3 protein-coding genes are annotated in these 24060 nt (G+C 48.1%); all 3 read right to left on the reverse strand.

The window, feature by feature from the left end; all coding sequences use genetic code 11:
• Positions 1-36 precede the first annotated feature (36 nt).
• From K1Y79_RS28360 to K1Y79_RS28370, 3 genes are read right to left on the reverse strand one after another with little or no spacing between them, the layout of a single operon-like run.
• Positions 37-22740 (reverse strand): SDR family NAD(P)-dependent oxidoreductase, encoded by a 22704-nt coding sequence (locus K1Y79_RS28360; RefSeq protein ID WP_220253608.1) that lies wholly within the window; start codon positions 22738-22740, stop codon positions 37-39.
• Between the two features lie 28 nt (positions 22741-22768).
• Complete coding sequence (locus K1Y79_RS28365; RefSeq protein ID WP_220253609.1) at positions 22769-23041, reverse strand: DUF5952 family protein; 273 nt, start codon at positions 23039-23041, stop codon at positions 22769-22771.
• 37 nt (positions 23042-23078) lie between these two features.
• Positions 23079-24050, reverse strand: coding sequence for an acyltransferase domain-containing protein (locus K1Y79_RS28370; protein ID WP_220253610.1), 972 nt, complete (start codon positions 24048-24050; stop codon positions 23079-23081).
• Positions 24051-24060: the final 10 nt, after the last annotated feature.

Here is a 24060-nt window from a genome sequence, read left to right on the forward strand (position 1 = left end):
TGTGCAGCAGGGGGTTGCTACAAAGGGTTTACATGTTCAGTTATTAATACTGATATGTTCAAGCGTATTGACATTCATATCTGCCAATCCGCTGTCATCTATTGTTTTCATCAGGGCAAGCTGGTGGATACTACCTCCCAGCAGATGCATCAGGGGTTCCATTGCTTCATGCAGCAAAATGGTATCAATACCTTTGCTATGGAGCCACTGCTCAAAGTCAGCAAATGAAGGTACCTTACCGAAATCCTCCCAGTAGCCCCAGTTCATTACTTTTACCGGACAGGAAACATAATGACCTAACCATTGTGCGAATGTATCTTTGAATACACAGCCGGCAGAGTAATTACTCTGGCCGATGGCCTTCATAAATGAGTTTACAGAAGAGAAGAACAGCATAAAATCAAGGGGGTATTGGCCAAATACTTCTGCTATTCTGACGCTCACGTCCACCTTGGCTTTTACGCCTGCAACAAAACCTTCTTCATCCATTGTCAGGAGATTTCTGCCTTTCATGATCAGCACAGAATGTACAACACCATGAATATCTCCATATATATCCCTGATCTGGTCACAGGCATTTTGTAAAGCTTCTTTGTCAGTAGCATCTGCGCTGATGTACAAGGGGGCTTCTCCGATAGCAGATAAATTTTGGATGGAGGCTGTGATCTCTGCGTCCTGCGCTCGCCTGCCGATCCAGATAATCCGCGCCTGATAACGGCTGATCATGTATTCGCTCCAGGCGCATCCAAGACGGCCAGCCCCTCCTATCACTACATAAACACCTCCTTGCCGGTAAATGTCTTTTGCATCAGCCCCCGTCTGAACGGGCAGTAACTGCTGCCGGTACCATAATCCACCCCGGTATGCCCATGCATTACCGACAGGATCATGTGGCAGCTCCAGGGCTGAAAGCACCGGCCATTCGGCTTCACCGGGTAGGTCTATCAATCTGACTTTCCATTGCGGATGTTCCCTTGCCATTGTTCCGGTAAAGCCGTGCAAGGTAGCATGTGAAGGGTCAGGCCTTTCTTCTTCAAATACTGCCTGTGCCTGTCTGGTTACAATATTCATTTGCAACTCCCGCGTACCATATCCCAGCGCCAATAGTGCTTTTACCAGCCTGAAACACGGTAGTAACCCTTCGTCCTGCGCCGCAATAAAGGCAGACGGGGCCACCTGCGTCCCCGCAGAGGGTGGTGCGATCCACCAGATTGCCGCAATATGATGAAAGGTTTTAAGCTTATCTATAATTTCGTCTACAGTACTACTGGCAGCATAAGTGAGTATGCACGCTTCCGGATACAACTGCAACAGCTGCCGGCGTTCTGCTTCGGTTCCCCCAATAATTAATGGCGCTACCGGAGAAATCCCTGCAATAGTTCCTCCTGGCGTTGCGACATCCCATACGGGTGCCAGTAACCACAGCGAAGAAGAAGAGTTAGTAGGTGAAGCGGTTGTTAGAGACGTCGTCAACGCACGGAAAGACAACTTCCTGATCCGAAGACAAACATCGCCGGCATCATTACACAATGTAATATTGATACGGACTGTCCTGCCGCTCCCAGGATGCTCATCACTAAATTCAAGTAATGCCCAGCATGCCGTACCCAGTGATTCCGGCGCATCAAAACTGATTTCGCCTAGTTCAAAAGCCAATGCGGTAGAACTATCCTGCTGTGGAGGGAGTAAGACTACTGACGCCTGTACAGCAGCATCCAGTAAGCATGGATGCAGGGTGAATTTACCTGCGTCTGTTTGCTGTGCCTCCTGCAGAGAAAGTCTTGCCAATACATACCTGTCTCCCTGGTATACTTTCTCTACACAGCGGTAGGCATCGCCGTAAGCTATACCAGCCAATGTGTACTGTTGATACAGACTATCTATACGACTCCAGGGTTTGGCCTCCTGTTTCAGATTTATGATATTGATCCGACCTGCGGGCGTCAATACACCGGGTACGTAGGTGCCTTTACTGTGAATCTGGAAGTCATCTGCTGAGACAGTCACTATTTCAAAATTATACTGCCCGTCATCGGGAATGATCCTCGTCAGGACGTTTACTCCTGTCTTACCAGCAACCAACGGTTGTAACCAGACTACATTACGCAGTCCGCTTACAGGTTTGCCTTTACCCGCTTCCTTCCAGGCTGCATAGGCCATTTCCAGGTATGCCACTCCAGGTAGGATACGCTGTTTGCCAACAACATGATCTGCCAGAAAATATTCGTTTCCATCAAACCGGCTCTCAAAGCAAATACCTTCTAATCCTGATACGTTACGATGCATCAAAGGATGTAACTGTCCTGACGTCGTTACAGGCAGATATGCTGTCATGTCCTGTTTCATCCAGTAAGACACCTTTTCAAATGGATATCCTGGCAATGAAACGCGCGCGGGTAGCAAGTCATATAGCTGATACCAGTCTACGGTATTACCGTTTATCCAGTTCCAGACAATATGTTCCCACTCTTCACGCCTTAATACGCGGTTACTGTATGCGGACAAGTCAACCGGGCCATTATTCTTCCTCACCTGTCCTACAAATAATTCCGGTTGGGTGCGACCTGCTATGAATGCATCCAGCCCGGATATAGCAGAAGTAATATCTGTTGCAATGAATGCCATTCTGTATTCCATCATGTCACGGCCAGTCTGTAGTGTGAACGCGACGGCGGCCAGCTGCACTGAAGGATCTGCAATAAGAAAGTCCCTGATCTGTATAGCATGGTTACGCAATGCCAACGCACTCTTGGCAGATAATATGAGCAGCGACTGATCTACCGATACCATATCCTTCTGCACCGGAACGTATTCTTCAATCACTATATGCGCATTGGTACCACTAAAACCAAAAGCACTGACGGCCGCTTTACGGGATTGGCCTTCGTTGGTTTCCCACAAGCGAAGTGAGTCGTTAATATAGAACGGACTATTGCCGATGACTACATGTTCATTTAACCTGTTAAAGTGGATAGTTGGCGGAATCATTTTATGCCGCAGTGATAACAGGACTTTCATTATTCCTGCCATACCGGATGCCGTTAACAGGTGCCCGATATTACTCTTCACAGATCCAAGCGCACAATACGCGATTTTATCTGTATAGCTCCGGAAGGCAGTAGTCAGTCCTTCGACTTCTATAGGATCGCCCAGTCTCGTACCGGTGCCGTGTGCTTCCAGCATGGTAATTGTTGCAGGGTCAATGTTAAACCTGTCATACACTTCTTGCGCTAGTGCAATCTGCGACTTAACACTGGGCGCAGTCATACCATTTGTCTTTCCGTCCTGGTTGACGCCCCATCCGCGAATAACACCATATATATGATCCCCATCACGTTCTGCATCCTCAAGCCGCTTTAACAACACAACACCAACTCCCTCTCCTGGTACGAAGCCATCTGCCCTTTCGTCAAACGTATAACAATGTCCTGTTGGAGACAACATGCCGGCTTTACTGATGACTACATGCGTTACAGGGTTAGCCATTACATGAACACCTCCAGCCAATGCAACGTCACAAGCGCCTAGCAGCAGACTATTGCAGGCATCCGCTATTGCTACCAGTGCAGAAGAGCATGCAGTATCTATCGCCAGACAAGGGCCTTTCAGATTGAGTACATAGGAAATACGGGCACTGAGAATAGAAGCTGCTGCCCCCATTAACCCCTGCCCGGTGATCACCAGGTCAGCTTCCGATTTGTAGTCTCCTGCTGCACAACCAGCAAATACGCCCACTCGCTTACCTGCCAGTTCTCCCGGCGCAATACCGGCATCTTCAATACAGTGCCAGCTGTTTTGCAGGAAGAGACGCTGTTGTGGATCCATTACCAATGCCTCTGCTGGCGAAATATTAAAAAACAAAGGATCAAATTTATCTGCCTCGTCAAGAACGCCCATCCATTTACTATTGCTCTTAAATGGCGCGTTAATATCTACATCGTAATATTCTGCTATTGACCAGCGATGATCTGGAACCTCAGTCACTGCATCACGTCCGTTTTTCAGATTATCCCAATAGACTTTCAGGTCTGGTGCCTGCGGGAACTGTCCGCTCATACCAATAATGGCGATACCCTCAGATGCCAGCACCGACTTCCTGGGCATTAATGGTTTTTCTGTAGGCGTTTCCTTGAGAGCGCGCTTTCTGACTTGTTGCAAACGCTGTATGCAATCAACTGTCAGATCCTGCATCTGCCTCGCCTGATGACTGATGACCACCTTACCAATATGCGCACCTTTATCGACGTACTTCAAAGCATCTGCAATGTCTGCTATCGGGTAAATGCGCGAGACTATTGGTGTGATCTCACCGGCTTCTGCCATTGCCACCACTGCCGACATCATATCACGGATGCTTTCCCCACTGTCAGCGCCGGTACGGCGTAAATCAATACTATAGAAAGACTGGTTTGCCAATAAAGCAGACATATTCAGTTTACCGCTTGTCTTCAGACCGTGGACGGCCAACTCAAGATATCTGCCACCAGGAGCCAGAGAATTAAGTCCCTTTTGTATAGCCTCCCCTGACAACATATTTAATACCACATCAACACCCTTGTTATCTGTAAGCGACATTACTTCCCGGTCAAAATCTCCTTTATAACTGAATGCATGATGTACACCTATGCGATGTAAAATATCTAGCTTATCCTGCTTACTGGAAGTGCAAAACAGCGTACAATTTAGCAGCCTTGCCATCTGTATGGCCGCGAGCCCGCAGCCGCCTGTAGCTGTATGTATTAGCACCTTCTCACCAGGCGATAGTCTTCCCAGTTTAAAAGCGTAGTACACTGTTACAAATACTACCGGTAAACTACAAGCCTCTTCAAAGCTCCATGCTGCCGGCTTGCGCACTACTGTCTGCTGATCCGCATTGACATAACTGGCATGTGCGCCTAATTGACGCCCTGTCAATGCTATCACTTCATCTCCCAACCGAAAACTTGTAACCCCTTCCCCTATGGCTGTTACAATACCAGCTAATTCAAAGCCAGGTACAAAAGGGTAATCAGGTATCGTTGGGTAGAGCCCTTTTACACACATCGTATCCGGAAAATTTACTGCTGATGCCATTACCCTGATAGTAACTTCTCCTGGGCCGGGCGCAGGTACTTGCCAAGGTTTCAACGCCAGTTCATCAAGCGTCATCACCTTATTGATGACCAGGCCATAGTGCTCCGGTAGTGTATCATTTGACGGTTTCGGTGTTGGCTTAATAAGAGGCACCGATACTCCAGTGGCAGGTGTAACTACCGGAGAGGCTACGCGCGTGGTAATGCCGGAAAGCTGGCTTTTCAGATAGGCAGCAAACTCCCGGATAGTCGGATGGTCATACACTTTGGTTACGGTAATGCTGGTATTATATTCATTGTTCACAGCCCGTATCCATTCTACACCAACTATCGAGTCAAGTCCCATATCGATAAACGGTTTGTCTATATCAATCTCTTCTTTTGGCAGCAATATTGTTGCTGCAAAACTGGTGATCAATGCTTGCTCCAAATCTTCCTCAGATATATCCTTCTGTACGGTTTCAGCTACTGCTTTGATCAGTGGTACCGATACACCACTAACTGCTGGTGATGCAGTAACGACCGTCTGTTTGCCAGACAATTGTGTATGCAGGTAAGCAGCAAACTCCCGGATAGTTGGATGATCGTATACTTTAGTGACTGTAATACTGGTATTATATTGGGTATTGACTGCCCGTATCCATTCCACACCTACTATGGAATCCAGTCCCATATCTATAAACGGCTTGTCAATATCAATATCTTCTTCCGGCAATAAGATTGTGGAAGCGAAACTACTTACCAGGGCAGCTTCCAGTTCTTCCATAGCTACTGTTATTTGTGCCGGGGCTTTAGCCTCAACTAATACAGTAGACAGATCAAGTCTGATACCAGAAGGTTTCTCAGGTAATAGCGATTCGGGGGCTACGACGTCATTCCACCAATAGCGCTGTCTATTAAACGGATAGGCCGGCAGTGAGATCCGCTGGGGTAATCTAGTTCCATACAGTTGCTGCCATGGTAATTGCATACCGCTCACCCATTCTGCGGCAATGGTATCATATGCCTTGTCTGATATCCAGGACGCGAAGGCGGAGCGAATATTCTGTACAGGAAATGACCCTGTTGCATCCTTCCGGTATTTGTTGAAATTACCCGTAAACACTCCTGAGCCCTCGCCTTTTCCTGCTATCAGCTGGCGCAATCCCGCCTTCAATTCCGTTATGCTGTTTACAACCAGGGCCGCCCGCCATTGCATATGTTCACGACCGGTCTGCAATGTATAGGCAATGCGGTGCAGATCTTTATCTGTATACCCCTTGTGTATAATTGCTTCCTCCAAACGGATGACTATCTGCTGCAAGGTATGTTGTGCAGCAGCGGACAAAACAATGATTGCTGGCATGTCATATGTGGCAGGTATACTATTATCGATATACTCCTGCAATATTACATGGGCATTGCTGCCGCCTGCACCGAAAGAGGATACTCCGGCGATCAACGGATATTCTTTCTCCATATCGTCAAGGCGGACTGTTGGTCTTTTCCAGTCGCTCAACTGATATTGCAGTGATAAAGGCGTTCTGTTGAAATTTATGTTAGGATTGATTTGCTCGATATGCAGACTTGGTACAAGCTGTCTGTGTTGCAGCTGCAAAACTATCTTTGTAATACCAGCAATACCCGCCGCCGCTTCAAGATGACCGATGTTTGACTTCACTGAACCTAGTGCACAATACTGCTTATCCTGACTATCTTTTTCAAATGCCTGTGTTAAACCCTGTACTTCGATTGGATCGCCTAATACAGTGCCTGTTCCATGCGCTTCTATATAACTTACCATCCTGGCGCTGATACCAGCTTTTTCAAGCGTCTTTCTTACCAGTTTAGCCTGAGCTACAGGATTAGGCACCGTATAGCCATTAGTCTTTCCACCGTGGTTAATGCCGGTGGCCTTTATTTGCGCGTAAATGTGATCTCCGTCAGCGATTGCATCAGACAACCGCTTCAGGATGACGCTACCAGCACCTTCTCCAGGGACAAAGCCATTACCTCCTGCACCGAAACTTCTCAGGTGTCCATCAACAGACAACATCCTGTGTGCAGATAAACCTGCATAAGAGGACGGGTGCACATAGAGGTTTACACCTCCCGCAATGGCTACTTCACACTCTCTTCTGATCAACGATTCGCAGGCTTCATGAATGGCAGTTAGTGAGGAAGAGCACATGGTATCGACTGGTAAACTTGGTCCCTGCAGATTGAGCAAATATGAAATACGATTAGCAACGGAGCTGAATGACGTATGCGGGAAGATCTTTTCCCCTTTCTCCCATAAGCCGGGTCCGTACAAGTCAAATCCCGTTTTAGTAATACCGGCAAACACACCTACCTGGTGCTGATGCTTTTCAGCCAGCAACTGCTTAGTATATCCTGCATCTTCGAGGGCCTCCCAGCAAACTTCCAGAAAAATCCTTTCCTGTGGATCCATCGTCAGCGCTTCCCTGGGAGAGATATTAAAGAATGCCGGATCAAAGTCTGCGAATCCTGTAATAAAACCGCCCCATTTGCTATAACTTTTGCCTTCAGCAATTGCTTTGTCCATGTCCGGCTCATAAAAGCCTTCTAAAGCCCAGCGCTCCGCCGGGATTTCTGAAATACTTTCTCTGCCGGCAGAAAGGTTATCCCAGAACTCACGCAGGTTGGCTGCCTGCGGATATCTACCACTGATGCCCACTATCGCAATTGGCTCATAAGTATATGTGTAACTTCCTGCTGTTGCTTTACTGGCAACAACTCCTTCCTGTGAAACTATTAAAGCGGGCGATGCACCTATCCATTCCGCACAAGCTTGTGGGTAAGCGGTTGAAAGATGTGCAGATAGTTCTCCCAGTGTCTGATACTCGAAGAATAAAGTTCTTGGTATATCAGGAAAGATTACCGACAGATCCTGATTAAGCGTTGTAATTAAAATAGAGTCTATGCCATAACTTTCTAAGGGCTCATCCGCCGCTATCAACGACGGTGCGAGCTGTATATACCTGGCAAGTAACTCCTGCAGAGCTGTCAATGTCCTTTCCTGTAAATCCTCATTGCTTTGATGGCGTGTAGCGCTCTCTGGCAAATTACGGCGGACGTTATTAGCCAATATCCGGTTCCTTAGTAGCTGTGCATCGCCATACAGTACCACCAGCTGTGACATTCCACTACTGATTCCCCGATAAAATGCCTGCATACCGGAGGTCGTATCCATTGGCAGAAATCCATCTTTTGCGATGAGGGTAAGCGTTGCCGCATCTATTTGCATACCTCCTTCCTGCCAGAGTGGCCAGTTTATTGATAGGCTGGCCCCTGAGCGCTGCCCGGCTGTTACGAGCGTCTTCCGGTAAGCCATATAGCTATCCATAAAAGCATTGGCTGCGGCATAGTCCACCTGCCCCGCATTACCCATACTACCAGCTACTGAAGAGAAAGCTACAAAAAAGTCCAGCGGCAGATGGCTGGTAGCGTGGTCGAGCAATCTTGTGCCCTTCGCCTTAGCCTGTAATACGGTTTCCAGTTCCGCCGCCGTTTTACGGATAATGAAGTTATCACGGATCTGTCCTGCACTGTGCAGGATACCATTGAGCCGGCCATATTGCTCCAGGATATAGGTCACCAGAGTGGTTACATCCTCGCTTATTGAAATATCTGTGTGCTGGTAATCGATGACTGCACCTTTGTTGCGCAATGCTTCAAGCAGCGATTGTTTTTCTCTATTTAATGTGGATCGGCCGGTAAGGATAATTGTCACATCCGGCTGCCTGCTAACTATCTCTTTGGCGAACAGTAATCCAAGTCCGCCGGCTCCTCCCGTGATCAGATAAACGCCCTTCTGCTTCCAAACAGGTGCAATATTCGGCAATACCGGTATCTCAATGAACGTTTGTAGTTGAGATGCCTGTTGCTTAAAATGTACGTAAGGGTGATCTACCCCATTACTCAACGCCGCCGGCAACTCATCCCAGTTATCCAGTAGTAACAATTGTCCGTCAATGCGCGGATTTTCCAATCTCACGGTTCTTAGCATAGCATGCAGACCGGCATACAACGCATTATCAGTTACTACTTGAATAAACACAGACTCATTCCCCTTTTCTAATAATAACGTCTGTAAAAGGCTAAAAATGGCCTTTGAATGGCTTACATAACCGGTTGCCTCGTCCTGGGAGTATCCATTCAGTTCGTGTACTTCTAACAGCGGGTCATTACCTCGCAGCTGCATGGTTACTGAGGCCGGGGCGTCGCATAGCACCAGTATACGGCGAACGGCTTTCCCGGTAATAGCATCTGACGGCATAGCAAACCTCCAGGATGGCTGAGCAAGTACGAGCGAATGATTAGTTGCCGCTGCAGGTGTTGCCCCGGTATAGGTCAACTGATCAAACGTAGCGCAGATCCCATCCCTGTCATCATACAAAGTAATACGCACCTTTCCTTCAGATCCGGTGGAATGATCAACATGCAACCTGACCGGCTGTACATTGAACACATCCAACAACGGCGACATAGGGTTTGTCAGCCAATAACGTTCCCGTGCAAATGGGTAAGTTGGCGCTGCTATTCTGGCCGGCCTGGGATGTTGGTAATAACTATCCCAGTCTATGTCGGCCCCGTTTAACCATGCTGCGGCCAGCTCCGCAAAATGTATATCGTTGAAATTGTTCAGCACTGTTTGTAATCTATCCTTTCCAATCGCTGCAGCGGATCGTTGTTCCTTCAGCACCTGACCTGCATAGTACCCAGCATCAGACTGTCCGGCAACAAAGCGGTCAAGTATTGTACATAGCGTAGTTTCTTCAGCAGCCAGCATGATGAGCCGATGCGTCATGGCATCACGCCCCGTCTGTAGTGTATACGCCAAGGAAGGCAAATCAACAGGCGTACCCGATACTAAATAGCTTTTTAGCGACTGCGCATAAGCTGTCAGGCGCTCTGCTGTTTTTGCAGATAATACAAAAACGGAAGACAATGGTGTGTTCACTTCCGATACCGGCCTTTGGCGGTCGTATTCTTCGATCACCAGATGTACGTTCGTTCCGCTAAAGCCGAAGGAGCTGACCGCTGCACGACGTGGCGTATTGCCTTCGACCTTCCACTCCTTCGCTGCTGTATTGATATAAAAAGGAGTATTATCCAGCTGAATGTGCGCATTCAACTGGTTAAAGTTAATAGTAGGCGGAAGGACTTTATGTTGCATGGACAACAGCACTTTGATCAGGCTGGAAGCGCCTGCTGCTGTAAGCAGATGTCCGATATTACTCTTTACAGATCCCAAGGCACAATACTCTGCTTTATTGGTAAACTTTCTGAACGCAGTCGTCAATGCTTCTACCTCTATCGGATCGCCCAGGCGTGTGCCGGTACCATGCGCTTCTACCATGGTGATAGTAGCTGGGTCAATGTCAAAATGGCGATAAACATATTCTTCCAGGGCAGCCTGGGACTTCACACTGGGAGCAGTGATACCATTGGTCTTACCATCCTGATTTACACCCCAACCACGAATAACACCATAAACATGATCGCCGTCTCGTTCAGCGTCAGTAAGCCGCTTTAACAAAAATACACCTACCCCTTCTCCGGACACGAAACCGTCTGCACGGTCGTCGAACGTATAGCAATGCCCTGTCGGAGATAACATTCCCGCTTTACTGATCATGGCGTGCGTGCGGGGATTGGACATCACCTGCACTCCTCCTGCAAGCGCAATATCACAGTGTCCCATCAGGAGACTGTTACACGCATCTGCTATCGCTACAAGGGCGGATGAGCAGGCGGTATCTATCGTAAGACATGGACCTTTCAGATTAAGCATATACGCAATACGCGCACTCAGAATAGCGGTTGAGCACCCCATCAGGCCCATGGCATTTACGTCTTTCCCTTGCATACCATCATCATAATCGCCATGTGCGCATCCGGCAAAAACACCGCAACGGCTGTCCCAAAGGCTACGCGGGCGGATGCCTGCATGTTCAATACAACGCCAGCTATTTTCCAGGAATAGTCGTTGCTGCGGATCCATCAATGCAGCCTCTGACGGCGAGATATGGAAGAACAATGGGTCAAACTTGTCAGCATCTTCCAATACACCCATCCACCGGGAATTACTTTTACCGGGTGCCTTCAGGTCAGTATCGTAAAAGAGATCAACAGGCCATCGTTCACCGGGTATTTCACTGATACAGTCCCTCCCCTGCTGAAGATTGTCCCAAAACGTCTCAAGTGTTGGCGACTTAGGAAATTGTCCGCTGATACCAATAATAGCAATACTCTCCTTACTCGCAGATGCCGATGGCCTACTTGGTTCAACCTTCTTTTCTTCAACCGGTATATTGACTGACTGATACACCAGGATGGAATGCACCGGCTTCAGAGCAACTGTTTCACCAGGTTCAACACTTTCATTCAAATGTCCTGATATAAAAGCCGCCAGCTCCTTAATAGTTGGATGGTCATATACCCGCGTAGTAGGCAGATTAAGCTGGTAATCATTGTTCACTGTCCTCATCCATTCAACGCCGACAATGGAATCAAGTCCCATTTCTATGAATGGCTTATTAATATCGATATGCGCAGGTGACAATAATACCGCTTCAGCAAAACTTTTCACCAATGCATCTTGTATCTCAGCTATTGTATAATCTGGTTCATCCGGCCAGATTAAAGACTGTTCTACCGGCGTCTCAAATTGTTGTAGAGAAATCTTTTCTACAGGTGCAAATATTTCCGGTGTTTGTAAAGGCGACATTGCCGGTTGTTCTGTTGGCCACCACACATGTTGCCGTATGAACGGATATGCCGGCAGAGATATCCGTTGTGGTTGTCTGTCGCCATAGAGTAACCGCCAGTCTGGCTGATATCCTTTTATCCAGGCAGCGGCTATCCGGTCATAGGACGCTGACTTCGCCCAAACAGGGAACAGCGTGTCCATTTCGTCTTTAGTAAGTCCTGCCGCATTGTTTTCACTGTACCTGTTATAGTTGCCCGTGTAAATAAAGGGCAGGTCACTGTCAGTGATGTAGCTCTCAAGTTTTGCTACGATATCTGCTACAGATGTGGCTACAAATGCCAGCCGCTCGGCCATCGCTTCCCTGCCTGTCTGCAACGTCCACGCAATACTGTTGAACTGTTCAGGCGAATAGTTCTTCGTTTGTAATTCATGCAATAAACGTATTGCTACCAGATGCAAACGCTCCTTATTAAGCGCAGATAGAACAATGACATTGGTAGTAGGGTGACTAATCACCGGCTTACTGGCAGGTATATATTCTTCCAGTATAACATGAGCATTGGATCCGCCAGCTCCAAAAGAAGATACGCCGGCAATCCGGGGGTATTCGTACGTCACTCCATCTTTCACAAAAACTGGTTTCTGCCATGCTCCTATTTTCTGCTGCAAAATCAATGGAGTATCGGAAAAGTTGATATTAGGATTATGCTCTTCAGCATGTAGTGCTGGTACGAGTATACCATGTTTCATCTGCAGCAGTACTTTTGTAATACCTGCAATACCAGCAGCAGCTTCCAGGTGACCAATATTCGATTTGACAGATCCTAATGCACAAAATTGCTTACTGTTCGTATCTGTTTCAAATGCCTGTGTTATTCCTGTTACCTCAATAGGATCTCCCAATTCGGTACCGGTACCGTGTGCTTCCATGTAGCTGACCGCCGCCGCATTAATACCTGCTTTATCAAGTGTCTTTCTGATCAATGCAGCCTGTGCTAAAGGATTAGGTACTGTGAAACCATTAGTCTTTCCACCATGATTAATACCAGTACCTCTGATTATTGCATAGATATGATCTCCATCTGCTTCCGCCTGCGACAGCCGTTTCAATATGATTGCACCAGCCCCTTCCCCGGGCACAAACCCATCACCGCCAGCTCCGAAACTGCGCGTACTACCATCCGCAGAAAGCATGCGGTAGGCGCTCAACACAACATAACTGGAAGGATGTACATATAGATTCACGCCTCCTGCTATCGCAATGTCGCATTCATTTCTAAGCAGATGTTCACATGCCTCGTGTACAGCGGTCAGTGAAGATGAACACATCGTATCCACCGGCATGCTGGGGCCTTGCAGATTCAGCAGGTAGGATATACGGTTGGCAACCGAACTGAATGACGTGCGCGGATACTGACGTTGACCTTTCTGCCATAATTCCGGACCATACAAATCGAATCCGGTTTTTGTAATACCTGCAAACACACCGACTTTTCGCTGATGTTGTTTATCCAGGAGTTCCTTTGTATAGCCTGCATCCTCAAGTGCCTGCCAGCAGATCTCCAGGAAGATCCTTTCCTGAGGATCCATGCTTATAGCCTCTTTTGGAGTGATATTGAAAAATACCGGATCAAACGCCTGGAAGTCCTGCAGGAACCCGCCCCATTTACTATAACTCTTTCCTGCTGCAATAGCCTGTTCTTTATCCGGTTCATAAAAGCCATCAAGCGACCAGCGTTCAGCGGGTATTTCTGTAATACAGTCTTTTCCGCCAACAAGATTTTCCCAGAAGTCCTCAAGACTATCCGCCTGCGGATAACGTCCACTTACACCAATGATCGCAATCGGCTCACGAACCGCCTTTGGCGCTACTTGTACGGGCGGCAGACTGATCACTGTTTCCACCGTTGTGCCCTGCTGCAGCTGCATACCCGTCCATTTTACGCAGGCTTCCGGATATTTCGCTGTGAAGTATCTAGTTAATGCGCCGATAGTCTGGTACTCGAACAATAAGGTACGTGATATATTACCAAATAACTGTACCAGCTGTCTGTTAAGATTTGTTATCAGGATAGAGTCAATGCCATAGCTTTCCAGCGGTTCCTCCTCGTCTATCCTGCCGGCATCAATGCGGGTCAGTCCGGCAAACAATTCCTTCATCTTCACCAGCGTGTGCTTGTACAGCAACCCAGCATCCGGCAATTGTGAGGACGCTGCAATACCTTGCTGTAACTGTGGCTGCCCAGACAAAGCCGATTGAAGTTTTGCGGTATGCCCGTGCAGTACAAGCAAGTGCCCGTTTGCCAATGACAATAACGATTCCAACACCTGCATACCTTCCGGTGTACTCATGGGATATAATCCTTCTTCTTCAAGATCCTGCTGCACCGCCGTATTGACCTGCATCCCTCCATCTCTCCAATAAGGCCAGTTGATGGACAGGGTTCGCCCCTGTCGCTGATAGGCCGTAACGAGGTCATTACGATATATAGCATATGCATCCATGAATGCGTTAGCGGCTGCGTAATCGGCCTGCCCAATATTACCATTGATAGCTGCTACAGAGGAACATAGTAAGAGCCAGTCCAGTGGAACGCCTGCTGTTGCATGATCAATGTTAATCAAACCCTGCACTTTCGGTGCCATCACAGCGCCAAATACCTCCGGCGTTTTATGGATGAGATAATTATCACTGATAACGCCCGCACTGTGTACAATGCCGTGTAATGCCCCATAAGTAGCAATGATATCATTCACCAGGGCGCTTATGGCTTCCTTGCTGGTAACGTCCACCTGGTGATATACCACCCTTATTCGTCCTGTATTCAGCCGCTGTAAGGCTACCTGTTTATTTTCCGGTAATACACTACGACCCACCAGCACAATGACTACTTCCTGCAAGCGTTTTGTCACTTCATTTGTCATTAGCCAACCAAGACCGCTTGCGCCTCCTGTGATGAGATATACGCCTTTCTCGCGCCAGCTTACATGTTGTAAGCCGCTTGTTGTAAAAGGTTGCCAATCCCTGGTTAGCAGCACATCGTCCTTGTGATGTAATAAGTGATAAGTTGAATAAAAAGGCAACTCCGGTAATAGCGTAAATAACCGTTCCTCAGCATCAGTAAGTATCAGCTGTCCGTTTATATGCGGCGCTTCCCGGGATGCCGTTTGTAAAACACCCGACAAACCGCTCAGCAACCTCTCCTCCGACTTACCTGGCACGAGTACCTGTATGAGCACCAGTTGTTCGGGCTGGTGACAAGCCCCCTGTACAATCTCCAGCAACAATGTGGCATACCTGGTATACAGGTTACCTATATCCTGCGCCCGGTACAGCGGCGCTATAATTGCTGCTTCTGGATAAACGGTGTGCAATACTGTTGCTGCCTGATCATCCAACCCACAATACATTAATACGTGCTTAGCAGGAACGTCCTGTCGCAACCCGCGTATTGCCGGTTTCCACCCTGGCTGCAGGATAACGGTTGAAGGGGGTGTATGGTGACTGGTTGGCGCTCCGGACACAATTCTTGTCTGACTGATCCAATAACGTTCCCTTCTGAAAGGATAACCAGGTAGAGAAACACGTACCGGCTTTTCTTTGTAAAGCGCAGACCAGTCAATGATACCGCCGCTTGCCCATGTTAAAGCCAGCTTCTCCCACTGCCCGCGGTTAACCCAGGCCTGTTGCAACGTAGCAGCATCCTCTATATCAGCAGCTGTCGGAGGAGCCGCTCTTTTTGCTATTCCGGTATATATAGGTGCAGATTGCTCATCTGTAAGAAAACGGTCAAGCTGTGTAACTACCTCCGTATTGTTATGTGCAACAAACGCAAGCCTGTGTGCCAGCTGTTGCCTGCCTGTCTGTAATACATGCAGCATCTCCGCACAGGGTACGCTATGACCGGCAATATAATGCCGGAGCTGCCATGCATACCTGATCAGGTCTGACTTGTCAGTCGCAGATAAAACAAATACCGGTGCCTGCACGTTTGACGGAGCGATTACTTTCTCGGTGTATCCATCGATTACGATATGCGCATTTGTGCCGCTAAAACCAAATGAGCTGACGGCCGCTCTTCTACGGGTTTCCCACGATACGGGCGTAGCATTGATATAAAAAGGGCTACCCTCCAACGCAATATGCTCGTTACATGTTTGAAAATGAACTGCCGGAGGTATTTCCCGGTATTTCAAGGCAAGCAAGACCTTAATAACTCCGGCAACACCAGCCGCAGCCAATAGATGCCCAATATTGCTTTTTACTGCTCCGAGCGCACAATAGGACGTTTCATCGGTGAACTTTCTGAAGGCTGTTGTCAATGCCTCCACTTCTATCGGATCGCCTAGTTGTGTACCTGTGCCATGTGCTTCGACCATCCCTATACCGGCTGGGTCAATGTTGAATCTGCGGTAGATATCTTCTTCCAGTGCGGCCTGTGACAGTACACTCGGTGCTGTAATACCATTTGTTTTGCCGTCCTGGTTTACGCCCCATCCACTAATAACTCCATATATGTGGTCTCCATCACGTTCTGCGTCGCTCAGCCGCTTCAACAAAATAACACCTACTCCTTCTCCGGGTACAAATCCATCTGCGCGGTTGTCAAAAGCATAACAACGCCCCGAGGCAGACAACATGCCTGACCGGCTTGTCATGATATGCATCTGCGGACCAGCCAGCACATTTACGCCTCCTGCAAGCGCCAGACTACTACGTCCGAGCAGCAGACTATCACATGCAGCCGCAATTGCCACCAAAGCAGAGGAACATGCAGTATCAATTGCGAGTGAAGGACCTTTCAGGTTCAGCAAATAAGAAATGCGCGCACTTAGAATAGCTGATGAATTACCCATCAGTCCCTGTCCATTCAGCTGATCGCCGGAGACACCTGCAGCATAATCATTTGCAGATACACCTGCAAACACCCCACAATCTGTTCCTGCCAGATCTGCCGGACGTATACCTGCATCTTCAATACAATGCCAGCAGCTCTCCAGGAATAGCCGTTGCTGCGGATCTATCTGTTCTGCTTCTGCCGGAGAAATATTAAAAAATAACGGATCAAACTTATCAGCGTCTTCCAGTACGCCCATCCATTTACTGATGGTTTTACCAGGTGCTTTCATATCAGTGCCATAAAAGGCATCTACCGGCCATCGATCTGCGGGCACTTCAGTGATACAGTCTTTGCCATCCCGCAATTGCTGCCAGAATATATCCAACGAAGCCGCTTGTGGAAACTGTCCGCTGATGCCAATAATAGCAATCTTTTCCTGCACGTTCTCCGGAGTGGAAGCTGGTTTGACAACAGCCTGTAATGGTTTATGTAAATGCGCTTTTAGTGTTGCCGTCAGGTGGACAGCAAGATCACTTATTACCTCTGCCCGATGACTGACCACGACTTTACCGATATGCTGCCCCTGTTCTACATATTGCATGGCTTCTGTAATACGGCTTACCGGATAGATACGTGACACCAGTGGTATGATGTGCCCTTTCTCTCCCAGCTCCACCATTACTTCTAACATCCGGCGGCATTCCTGTGGTTTATCAAAACTTAACCTGCGCAGATCAATACTATAAAAAGATTGATTGTCCAACAGCCGGGATAGGTCGAGCGTTCCTGTTGTTTTTAGTCCATGTACCGCCAGTTCCATGTAGCGACCACCCTTCCTGAGACTATTCAGCCCTTTTTGTATGGCCACTCCTGACAACATATTCAGTACAAGGTCCACTCCTCCGGCGGCTTGTATATCTTTATCAAAGTCATGATGATAATTCATTGGGCTCGCCACATGAAGCCCTTCGAGCAATGCAAGTTTCTCCTGCTTTCCTGCTGTGGCATACACCTGCAGACCATTGATAGCAGCCAGCTGTAATGCCATCATGCCAACTCCTCCACTAGCGGTATGTATCAGGATCTTTTCTCCGGCCGTCACCTTTGCCAACTCGAAAGCATGATACACCGTCACGAATGCCATGGGCATGCTACATGCTTCTTCAAAGGTCCACAGCGCTGGTTTCTTTACAGTTAAATCAGCTGGCACATTCACCACTGCTGCATGACCTCCCAGCTGCTTACCCGTCAGTGCAATTACTTCGTCTCCCGGCTTAAAGCTTTCTACGCCAGCGCCAACTGCCTTTACCACACCAGCTACTTCAAAACCAGGCACAAAAGGATATTCAGGCATAGTAGGATACAATCCTTTCACGCAGAGTACATCGGGGAAATTAATTGCGGAAGCGATCACTGTTATTGAGATTTCATTCTCCCCTGGTGTACCTGCCTCCCATGATGACAATACCAGCTCCTGCAATGTCTGAACTCCTGAGACGGTAAGTCCGTACGCTGCTGCTGGCATATGTGCCGATGTCTCCATCAAAGGCAACGAGACAGGTGTAGTGTCAGATGTTGGTGCTACCGGTGCAACAACAGCCGCTTTGGGCTGCTGCGCCACCATTTTGCCGAAGAAAGCCGAGAAATCGTTCAGCGTAGGATAATCATATATTTTAGTTGCCTGGATGTTAGTGCCGTACTGTTTATTCAACGCCCTTACCCATTCCACACCCAATACCGAATCCATGCCTAATTCAATAAAGTTCTTTTCATAAGGTATATCAACAGCTTCAAGGAACAGGACCGCTGCCAGCGATTGCCGCAGTTCTTCCGGCAGTCGCGTATACGTTGTTGCTATTGCCTCATCTGTTACTGATGCAGTAACAACAGGTACTGTCTGTGCTACACTTGTTTGCAGTAAAGGATGCAGGAACGCCGCAAACTCCCTGATGGTTGGATAGTCATAAATACGCGTTGCCGGTAAGTGCAGATCATATTGCTTGTTGACAACCCGTATCCATTCCACACCTACTACAGAGTCCAGGCCCATATCGGTAAACTTCCTTTCAACGTCTACGTCTACGGCGTTCATATATAATGCCTCTGCCAGGGACGCTTTCAGTGACTCTTCGAGTATCGCCGGCGCAATTCCGTCAGCTTTTATTGTCATACCCCTCTCACCGGCAACAATGGCTGAGCTTTTAAGCGTGATACCCAATGGTTTAATACCCGCTGGTAAATCATTCTTCACAGTCACTGCTGGTATCGTAAGTGTTGGAATAACAGAGGGCTCATCAACTGAGACTGTGGGTTTTATCGCCCAGTATCTGGTATCAGCAAAAACATATCCTGGCAGATGTAAACGTGCTGGCTGCTGCCCCTCATACAACATCTGCCAGTTGATCCTGACACCCTTTATCCAAGCATCGGCCAGTTTGGCCCATTTATGTTTCTTCAGCCATGCCTGTATAGTAAACTGCATATCCTCATCGTCTGCCGCTTCGGTATCCCGGTGCGCCGGACTAAGGCGACCCATAAACATATGCGGCTGTGTAGTGTTACCAGCTAAAAAATCCTGCAATTGCTGCAACAGTTCCTGCGTACTTCCTGCAATAAATGCCGCCCGCTCATCCATCTCGTCCCTACCCGTCTGCAAGGTCCGGGCGATGGCCCTCAGCGATAATGGCTGTTCCTGGTTTTCCAGGTAATTGGCGAACCGGTGTATTGTTCTTTCAAGCTGCCGGCTATTCCTGGCAGAAAACAGGATTAGCTGCGGCGTATCACTGTCTGCTGCTTCCGGTAATGTTGTATACTCTTCCAACACTACATGTGCATTTGCTCCTCCCGAGCCAAAGCTACTGACACCCGCCCTCCGTATTGAAGTTCCATCTGCTACATTCCAGGGCCGGGTATGATTAACAATATAAAAGGGCGTATCCTCCAGTGATATCTGGGGGTTCAGTGTATTAAAGTGTAAAGATGCCGGCAATGTCTTTGCCTGCATGCTCAGTATCACCTTAATCAACCCCGCTATACCTGCTGCTGCCTCTAAATGGCCAATATTTGTCTTCACAGATCCAAGTCCGCAGACAGCCCCTGACAACTCATACCCGGAAAATGCCTTTTTCAGGCCCGCCACCTCCACCGGATCCCCTAGTGAGGTACCAGTGCCATGCGCCTCTATATAGCTCAATGTTGCGGCTGAAACACCGGCATTCTGGTATGCCTTGGTCAGCAATTCTGCCTGACGGGCCGGATTAGGCACCGTATACCCGCTTGCCAGTCCGCCGTGATTGGTAGCTGTACCTTTGATCACCGCATATATCGGATCATTGTCCTGTTGCGCAGCAGTAAGCGGCTTTAGTAACAACAATGCTGCCCCTTCTCCCCTGACATAACCATTTGCCTCCTGATCAAAAGTCTTACAAAGCGCATCTTTGGATAACATACCGAGTTTGTAGTAGCTGATGCTGGTACCAGGATGGCAGATGATATTAATTCCACCTGCCAGCGCCATATTACACTCGCCGGTACGTAAAGCCTTGACTGCTTCGTGTACTGACACCAATGAACTGGAACAGGCTGTATCAACCTGTATACTGGGACCGTTAAAATCGTAGAAGTAAGAGATGCGGTTTGGCAATGCGGACATGGAAACGGCTGTTCCCATATGTCCTTCCACGCTGGATAAGTGCTCATTCAGCAACAGGTGGTAGTCAGAGCCGCTGGCTCCAACAAAAACGCCCGTTGTACTTCCTGAGAGTGCAGCAGGATTGTAACCTGCATCTTCGAGGCATTCCCAACTCAGTTCCAGCAGTAATCTTTGCTGCGGATCCATCAGCTCAGCCTCCCTGGGGGATATTCTGAAAAATGCTGCGTCAAAGGTGCTGATGTCATCCAGAAAACCTCCTTTGCCTATGCCGCTGTGATCTTCCAAAGGCTGAATTTCCTGCGGCCATCGCACTCTGCCTGCCGGCATCTCTGTAATTGCACAACGTTCCTGCCGTAGTAGCTCCCAGAACGTGCGCTTATCCGTTGCCCCGCCGGGAAAGCGTAAGGCTATCCCGATAATGGCAATGTCATTACTTTCTTCTTTATGGTCTGAAACAGGTGTCATAGTGGTTATTACTTTATCGGCAACAGGCTGTTCTTCCCCCGGAAATAATTCTTCCAGGTAAGCTATCACCTCTGCTGCGGTGTTATATTCAAAAAAGAAAGAGGTCGTAAGATTGATTTGGTAATGAAAGCGGATTGTCTCATTCAGATCAATAAGATTTGTTGAATCCAATCCCATTTCCATCAGCGGACTATTCAGCGCAAAAGCAGCTGCCTGGTTGCCCAGTAATCTTTGTATAGTAGATGTGATAAATTTCCTGACCGGAGGTTTCTCCGCCGGTATATCTTTGACAGCGGCCGGCTGCTGTAATTGCCTGTTAAACACATCATATACTACCAGCACACCCGCACCGAGGTTGACTCCGTCATCAGGCCTGTAGCCAGGAATAAGCGCTGTGATGGTAGCGCCATGCATCGCATGCAGACGTAACGTTGTGTCTGTGCAGAACCCCTGCTGATTTGTATGGAAGATGTATGCTTCCAGGGGGATGTGACTATGCGCCTGGTAGTCCCTGCACCTGGTTACGCCTGCCACTTTCTGCACTCCAGGCATCAGGGCGGCGCGTTGCAGCGTAAATTCCAGCAGCTGATCTCCGAGACAGAGCTGTTGCCATTCCGGCAATACATTTAATGCCAGCAGCTGTACAACAGGTCCATCGGCCATATGCAACTGATGCACATCATGCATGGTACGCTGCAACAAAAGTGTTTCATCGGCAATACGCTGGCTGTAACATACAGCCACAACCTTCCCCTGTAATACGAGTACCAGCTGTCCTTCAGGAAAAACCTCCAGCCGCTCTCTTAACACTGGCCCGGATATCTGCAATGGTGATGGCCAACAAGCTGCTTCCAGTTTGTTCAGGACAGGCAGGTCATCAATAGTGGCCAGACGTATCTGGTAATCCTGCTTACGGAAGTAAGTAAGTGTAGCAGCTGTATGAGGTAGCGCCGATGGATATTTGAACGAATATCCCGGCGCTGGTATCAGTTGTTGTGCAGCTGCCTTCATTAGAAAAGCATGAGCTGTGACAGGCAGCAACCCGGTCAACGGCTCAAGTGTTGTTGCAGTAGCGCCTGTTAATTCCGGAGACATCCAGTGTTGTTCCAGGATGACCACTCCATGCTGATCTGCCATCCGTGCTAACTTACTGAGCTGATTATCTTTCAGATAACTGTCCCGGTGATCAGTATATGCGTACACAGTTAATGATTGTCCACTACTTAGCTGTTGTTCTGTCTCAATCTTTTTAACCAGTTGTTCCAGCTGCTGCTGGTCGCCGGCATCAGCAAGCACTGTTTCCAGTCCGGCAGATAAGGTAGTGGCAAAATCGCCGGACAACCATTCTGTTGGTTCACTTAACAATTGACCATACGCCAATATGCCTGTTAACGCAGCTAACTCCTCACAAAGCTCCTGACCAGCGTTGGTCAGTGTTTTATCGTAAGGGTGCAACCATTGACGATCAACGAACAATTGCGTTATCTCCGTCACAGCTGTCTCTGATATGCCTTCTGCCAATAAGACCTGGCCAGCGGCACGCGGCAGTCCCCCCTTCTCATGCAATAGCAGCAGTAATGGCAATAGCCATCTCCCTTCAGCGTATTGTACCAGCCGCTCTTCTTCCGCTGCTGCAACCGCCGATAATACTTCCAGTAAAGGCTGTAAGGTGATACTACCATCGTTCATCAACAGATACTCCTCCACAGGGAACTCCAGCCAGTCAGCAAGTGATCCTGCAGTGTGTACATAGGGTGGGTCTTTGCTGATCAGGGTCCATCCGGATGTTGGCTGTTGTGATACATAACCCAGATATTCCAGCGCATGCAATACCATTGCCAATGGCACTTTATTTATCTGCAGACGATCACTCAATACCGCTGTTGTAAATGGCTGTAACCCTGCTGCGACATCCCAAAGGCCTTTCCGCAGGCATGGCAATAGCAGCGGCAGGGTTAAGTATCCCTGCGCGTAGTTGCTTAAAACCGTTCGCATATCTTCTCTGCTTAATTAAATTGTGGCGTCAGTCAATTGTAAAACGGGAATAGAAAGCTTCTCTGATGTTGTCAAATTCATCTACTTCCTCACCATGGCAGATCACTTCTGTGTCTGGCAGCAGATAATCCAGTATCTGCTGTATCCGGATAACAATAGGCTTAAAGTGATGCCTGCTGATGAACATGTACTTGTCTTCTATCTGGGGTTTAGTGTGGGCGTCCGCCCTGAGCGTGTGGCTTACGAGAATGCCTACCTCGTTGATAAACTCACAGTTAATCGTTAATGTATATTTTTCCATAACTAACGATTTAAACATTAAAAATGTGAAACAACATCTAGCTGTAAAGGGAGAGTGCCTGTCTTTGCTGAATCAATAGCTTTAGGTTTTTCAATTCCTGACCAAAGGGGTTCATGATAGTATGTCTTGTCGATATAGATGAAGGTGATAGCACCTTTGTCAGTAGATTAATACAGCCTCCTGACGGGCTACAATCTACATAAAACCTGGGACCATTTGCTTCCAGCTGCCTGATGGCCTCTGTGAACCGGATCGGCTCCCGCACGGCGTCCCAGAAATAGCTGGCGTCAACACTATGAAGTTGCTTTGCCTGCACACCTGAATAAAAAGATATGGCAGGTTGCGAAAAATGTACCTGACGAAGGGTATTCAGGAAGTGGTCCCTCGCTCCATCAAGCAACAGATTGTGAAAAGGATACTTCACCGGCAATATGCTATATGCCACCTCCTTGCTGTCCAGATATGCCTGTATTGCAATCAGCGCGCCCTGACTGGCTGACACTGTGAAGTGACCTTTATAGCTGACAGCGATCAAAGCGGCATTATCTCTCAGTAGCGGTGTATCTTCATACATTGCCGGATCTCCCAGTATCGTTATCATCCCTCCGCGGCAACACTGTTGTTCAATGATACGTGCCTGTTCTATCAGTGCATATAACATGTCCACGGGCCGCACAATTCCGCTTACTGCCGCTGCAACAGTTTCACCGAGACTGCTACCCAGTACTCCATCTGGCCGTATATGCATTTCTTCCTGCAGGTACCTCGCCAACGCATATTGTATCATAAAGATCGCCGGGTTGGAAAAGCGGATGTCATCAAACACCTGTTCACGATGATGGTACTTGTCATAAATATATTCAACTACAGAAGCACCCATCATCTTACGTACTTCTTTGTCGAGGGTTAACAGGGTGTTCCGGAAGTATACATTTGTATTGTACAACTCAGCACCCATGTTAAAATACTGGCAACCCTGTCCGGCAAACAGGAAAACAATGGTAGGCATAACATTATTT

The sequence above is a fragment of the Chitinophaga rhizophila genome (assembly GCF_019492185.1).
Lineage (GTDB): Bacteria > Bacteroidota > Bacteroidia > Chitinophagales > Chitinophagaceae > Chitinophaga > Chitinophaga rhizophila.